Raw genomic sequence first — 5,585 nt, 5'->3', positions numbered from 1 at the left:
GCGTTTTGAATCGCACCATGCATCAAGTATGCGCTCTTTTGTTCTGCGACTTGCCGCGCCACATTTTCCTGTGCCTCGGTGGTTGAAGCGCCAAGGTGCGGCGTACAAATCACATTCGGCGCTTCAAAAAGCGGGTTGTCTTTTGCAGGCTCGACTTCGTAAACGTCAAGCGCTGCACCGGCAACCTTACCACTCTCAAGCGCCACTTTCAGCGCCGCTTCATCGATCAACCCACCACGTGCACAGTTCACAATCCGCACACCGTTTTTCATTTTTGCAAAAGCGTCAGCACCCAAAATACCGCGCGTTGAATCTGTTAAGGGCGTGTGCAAAGAAATGAAGTCTGCACGACCAAGCAACTCGTCCAGCTCAACTTTTTCTACGCCCAGATCAAGCGCACGTTCAGGTGTAAGGAAAGGATCAAACGCGATCACTTTCATTTTAAGACCCTGAGCGCGGTCCGCAACGATGGCACCAATATTACCACACCCGATAATACCCAAAGTTTTGGCGGTTACTTCCACGCCCATAAACTTTGACTTTTCCCATTTGCTGGCGCGGGTTGACGCGTCCGCAGCCGGAATTTGGCGGGCGGTAGAAAGCAAAAGGGTAATGGCATGCTCAGCTGTGGTGATTGAATTGCCGAACGGCGTATTCATCACAATAATGCCTTTGGCCGTGGCTTTTGGAATGTCCACATTGTCCACACCAATGCCTGCTCGACCGATAACTTTTAGGTTGGTCGCCGCTGCGATGATCTTTTCAGTTACTTTCGTGGCAGAACGGATCGCCAAACCATCATATTGGCCGATGATTTCAAGCAATTTGTCTTTGTCTTTGCCCACATCTGGCAAAAAATCTACTTCAACACCATTGTCGCGGAAAATTTGAACCGCGGTTTCGCTCAACTTGTCTGATACAAGAACCTTAGGCATGAAAGCCTCCATCAATTTTTAAATCTGGGAAAAAGGTTGGCGGACTGTTCCGCCAACTAAATCTGATCGTGTCGCTTTACGCAGCTTGCAAAAGCGCAGCTTTTTCAGTGGCAAACGCCCAATCAAGCCAAGCGGTCAATGCTTGCAAATCTGCCGCTTCAACTGTGGAGCCGGCCCAAATGCGCAAGCCCGCTGGTGCATCGCGATAAGCGCCAATGTCGTAAGCGACATCTTCTTGATCCAAACGCGTTGCAATCGCTTTTGCAAAAGCAGCCTGTTTGTCCGCGTCTAGCGCAGTGATATCCGCATCAACGATTTTCAAGCAAACCGATGTGTTGGACTGCGTTGCCCGATCAGCGGCCAAATTGGCAACCCAGTCGGTTGCATCAACCCAATCAGAGAGCACCTTAAAATTGGCATCAGCGCGTTCACGAAGCGAATTTGGCCCCAGTGACTTGGCCCATTCCATTGCATCAATCACATCTTCAATCACCATCAAAGATGGGGTGTTGATGGTTGCAGCTTGGAAAATGCCTTCAATCAGTTTGCCGCCTTTCGTCAGACGGAAAATTTTTGGCAAAGGGCGATCCGGCGTAAAGGTTTCAAGCCGCTCAACTGCCTTGGGAGACAGAATGATCACACCATGTGCGCCTTCACCCCCCAAAACTTTCTGCCAAGAAAAAGTCACCACGTCGAGCTTTTGGAAATCTAAGTCTTGGGCAAAAGCGGCAGAAGTCGCATCACAAATCGCAAGACCTTCACGGTCCGCTGCAATCCAATCCGCATTTGGCACACGTGCACCAGACGTGGTGCCGTTCCAAGTGAAAACCACATCGCGTGCCCAATCGACCGCGTTAAGGTCTGGAAGATGACCGTAGTCAGCCTCCATTACCCGCACATCATCAAGCTTGAGTTGCTTGACCACATCTGTGACCCAACCCGCGCCAAAACTTTCCCATGCCAGCATATCTACGCCGCGCGCGCCAAGCATGGACCATAGGGCCATCTCAACTGCGCCGGTATCAGAACCGGGCACAATGCCGATCCGATAATCATCTGGCACATTCAACAATTCACGTGTCAGATCAATAGCGAGCTGAATACGTGCTTTTGCCGGCTTCGCGCGATGCGAGCGACCAAGATGTGTGTTTTCAAGGAAATTTGGCGTCCAACCCGGACGTTTAGTGCAAGGACCGCTAGAAAAACGCGGATTTACCGGACGAAGGTCCGGTTTCAAAATATCTGTCATGTGACTACCCTTTCAGATAGGCGCCTCTCGTTGGGGAGAGGTGGCCCACTGACCGGAATAGAGACAGTCAATGAGAATTGCAAACGAAAAATCGCAAAGCTGCAAATTCGTCGCAATTGTCTGACAAACAAAAAACCCCGCGCCATTGCTGACGCGAGGTCTAAAACTCAAACTAAGCCCTTAAAGAGCTTAGTGGAAACGGTACCGCAAGCTTGCACGAATTTCGTGTGCAATTGCGTCTTGGGCCCAAAAATCGGTCCCACCAGCGGTAGAGAAACCCTTCATCCAGAGCGCACGGTAGCCAACATCAGCAACCATATTGCCCATGTCGTAACCTACACCAACCATACCAGCGGCAGCCCAAGATGTCGCAGCGGCAGAGCCTTCAACTAGGTCTGCGCTTGTTGGGTGTGTAGCTGAAGCATAGCTCCAAGCTTTACCAACACCACCGCCCACATAGCCAACCCAACCACCTTCAGCGGAATGGTTGCCAAAGTCTTCAAGGCTAAAGTCATAATAAACGTTTGCCAAAGCAACCGTTGAGCGCAAGCTCGCTGTGTAACCGCCTGATTTCAGACCCGTATTTGAAAGGGCGTCGACGGTAATATCCGCACGCCATCCATCGCCAAATTCATAACCAGCACCAACACCATAGCTGTATCCCCAGCCCATGTCGGTAACTGTATTGTCCGTACAGCAAATCGAGACGTTACGCGCCCAAAGCGCATTTCCGCCAACTGAACCACGCAGATAGAATGAGCCTCCAAGCCCATAGTCAACTTCTGGCAATTCAGGATAAACTGGATATTCTGGTTCAGGCACAATCATGTCGGCAGCCAATACGCTGCTACCGAACATGCTTGCAACAGCCAGTGAGGCGGCCATTGTCCATTTTAGCATCATTCTAATCCTTATTACGCAAGCCATTTTCTGTGACTTCTCATTGGCCATTATTGCGCCTTTTTGTTAAAAGGCGCTTAACCTCAATATTTAACCCTAATATTTCAACAATCTCTTTAACGTCGATGGGTCTTGAGCACCCTATTTTGGTGAAATCATGGAAAACGAACAACGCGCAGCTTCCGATTGGCTTTGGCTTGCCAGCCTTGTGTTTATGTGGGGCAGTGCCTTCATTGCCATCAAGGTCGCTGTCGAACATTTGAGCCCCCTATGGCTGGTGGCGATTCGGCTGGTGATCGCCTCAATTTGCATGTTCATTTTTGCGAAGTGGCAAAACATTCGATTGCCAAATAGCTGGCGCGAGTGGCGGGCAATGCTGTTTTTGGGCTCATTCGGCACCGCAATTCCATTCATTTTGGTCTCCTATGCGGCCCCCTATGTACCATCGGCGATCGCTGGGTTGATGATGGCCACGATACCGTTTCAGGTTTTGTTGTTCTCGCTGGTTTTTTTGCCCGAGGAAAAAGCAACGCCGGTGCGTCTTCTTAGCCTGATTATCGGTTTTCTGGGTGTAGCAGCCATAATTGCGGGCAGCGGCAAGCACAATGACACTCAAACCATACTAATTCTACCGTTTGTCCTTTTGATCATTGCCACCACAGGCTATGCCACCAACGGCATTATTTCGCGCCGCATGATCGATATGCCAGCCATGACCAAATCTTACGGCACTATTTTGGTGGCAACAGGTACAGCCATCTTAGGGGCAATTCTTTTTGAACCCATACCGACCTCCATTAGTTGGCAAGGTTGGGCTTCAACTGCATATTTGGCCATCATCCCCACATGGGTCGCAACAATTGTCTACTACCGTTTGGTCGATAAGACATCAGCCGCCTTTTGCACCCAAACCAGCTATCTGATTCCCATCGTGGCCGTGGTGCTTGGGGCAATCATCTTCCAAGAACAATTGTCCCCAATCCAATTCGCGGGTTTCTTCGCGATTATTTTCGGGCTGTTGATCGCCGAAGGGATACTGAAAAAAAGAAAGCGGCGCCGTTTACCGACACCGCCTGCTTAATTGCATTCAACTTGGTAAATGACTAAGCCACCTGCTGAATGACATCCGCGATATCACCCACCACGTCATTCACAAGCTTTTCGTCGTCGCATTCACCCATCACGCGAATTAACGGCTCTGTGCCAGAGGCGCGAATGACCAAACGTCCGCTGTCGCCCATCTTTTCCTCACCGGCTGCTATGGCTTGTTTCACAAGAATATTTTCCAACGGCGCGCCACTTTCGTATCGCACATTGGTCAACAATTGGGGCACTGTGTCGAACAAGCGACAAACCTCAGATACAGGTTTATCTTTTGTCTGGATCAAGGCCATTATTTGAAGTGCAGAAACAAGCCCGTCGCCTGTTGTTGTATGGTCGGACAGAATGATGTGGCCGGACTGTTCGCCCCCCAGATTAAAGCCACCTTCTCGCATGCGCTCAAGCACATATCGATCTCCAACTTGAGTGCGTTCAAGCGACAGGTCGCGGCTATTCAAATAGCGCTCAAGACCAAGGTTTGACATCACAGTGGCCACAACCCCTTCGCCCTTCAGCTTGCCCTGTTCCTGCCAAAACATAGCAAGCGCAGCCATTAGCTGATCGCCGTCAATGATGTCGCCTTTTTCATCAACAATAACCACCCGATCCGCATCACCATCCAATGCAATGCCGATATCGGCGCGCGTTTCGCGGACCTTTTGTTGCAGCAAGTGTGGCGCAGTAGACCCGCAACCTTCGTTGATATTGTACCCATCGGGCGACACACCAATGGTGATTACTTCTGCACCAAGTTCCCAAAGAACTTCAGGGGCAGATTTATAGGCCGCCCCGTTCGCGCAATCCACGACCACCCGCAGGCCCGAAAACTCGGTCAGCCTTGGGAGTGTGCGTTTCGCATATTCAGAGTATCGACCACGCGCCTCTTCAATCCGGTGCGCCCGACCAATCTCGCGCCCGCGCACCAATTCATCCGCTAAATCGCTATTGAGCAAGGCTTCGATTTCGCTTTCCATTTCATCGGTCAGCTTAAACCCATCTGGTTGGAACAATTTAATGCCATTATCGTCATAGGGATTGTGGGAGGCAGAAATCATCACCCCCAAATCCGCGCGCAGCGAGCGGGTCAACATTGCGACCGCAGGCGTTGGCATTGGGCCGAGCAAAAACACATCCATGCCCACCGAATTAAACCCGGTCGCCACAAATAAATTTTGCACACTGTCGGTCTCGCCAAGCATATAGCGATCATCCGGTGTGAAGCTCTCGGGACCATTAAACCAGGTATGAATACCTGTATTTTCAAGCGCTGGAATTCGTTTCATAGCGTTGAATAGAAAGGGCTCAAAATGATCAAGATCGGGGGGAAGCTCATCAAACGAGAAATCTTCGGGAATGCCGTTATGTCCCCAAGGTTTTGCGACAGGCTCGAACGAGCCAAT

General features: G+C 50.6%; 5 protein-coding genes. 1 reads left to right on the top strand and 4 read right to left on the bottom strand.

Annotation, left to right across the window (positions count from 1 at the left end; genetic code table 11):
- The 3 genes from serA to Q0231_RS05685 all read right to left on the bottom strand — a co-directional run.
- A partial coding sequence (gene serA, locus Q0231_RS05695; RefSeq protein WP_299346159.1) for a phosphoglycerate dehydrogenase occupies positions 1-935 on the bottom strand: 935 nt, incomplete at its 3' end.
- Between the two features lie 76 nt (positions 936-1,011).
- A complete protein-coding gene (locus Q0231_RS05690) occupies positions 1,012-2,184 on the bottom strand; it encodes a phosphoserine transaminase (protein ID WP_299346156.1) in 1,173 nt (390 codons plus the stop codon).
- Between the two features lie 189 nt (positions 2,185-2,373).
- Positions 2,374-3,084 carry an outer membrane beta-barrel protein gene (locus Q0231_RS05685; protein WP_269394820.1) on the bottom strand — a complete coding sequence of 237 codons (711 nt, stop codon included), beginning with the start codon at positions 3,082-3,084 and terminating at the stop codon, positions 2,374-2,376.
- A 157-nt stretch (positions 3,085-3,241) separates the two neighbouring features.
- On the opposite strand from Q0231_RS05685, the gene Q0231_RS05680 reads away from it, so the two are divergent.
- Positions 3,242-4,165: an EamA family transporter gene (locus tag Q0231_RS05680; protein ID WP_269394821.1), complete on the top strand. Its 924-nt coding sequence runs from the start codon at positions 3,242-3,244 to the stop codon at positions 4,163-4,165.
- 22 nt (positions 4,166-4,187) lie between these two features.
- Here the strand turns inward: Q0231_RS05680 and glmM are convergent, their stop codons facing one another.
- Entirely contained in the window at positions 4,188-5,585 is a 1,398-nt protein-coding gene (glmM, locus tag Q0231_RS05675) for a phosphoglucosamine mutase (protein WP_299346151.1), read from the bottom strand.

The sequence above is a fragment of the uncultured Maritalea sp. genome (assembly GCF_937139385.1).
Lineage (GTDB): Bacteria > Pseudomonadota > Alphaproteobacteria > Rhizobiales > Devosiaceae > Maritalea > Maritalea porphyrae_A.
This window is presented reverse-complemented; position numbering and strand designations above follow the sequence as displayed.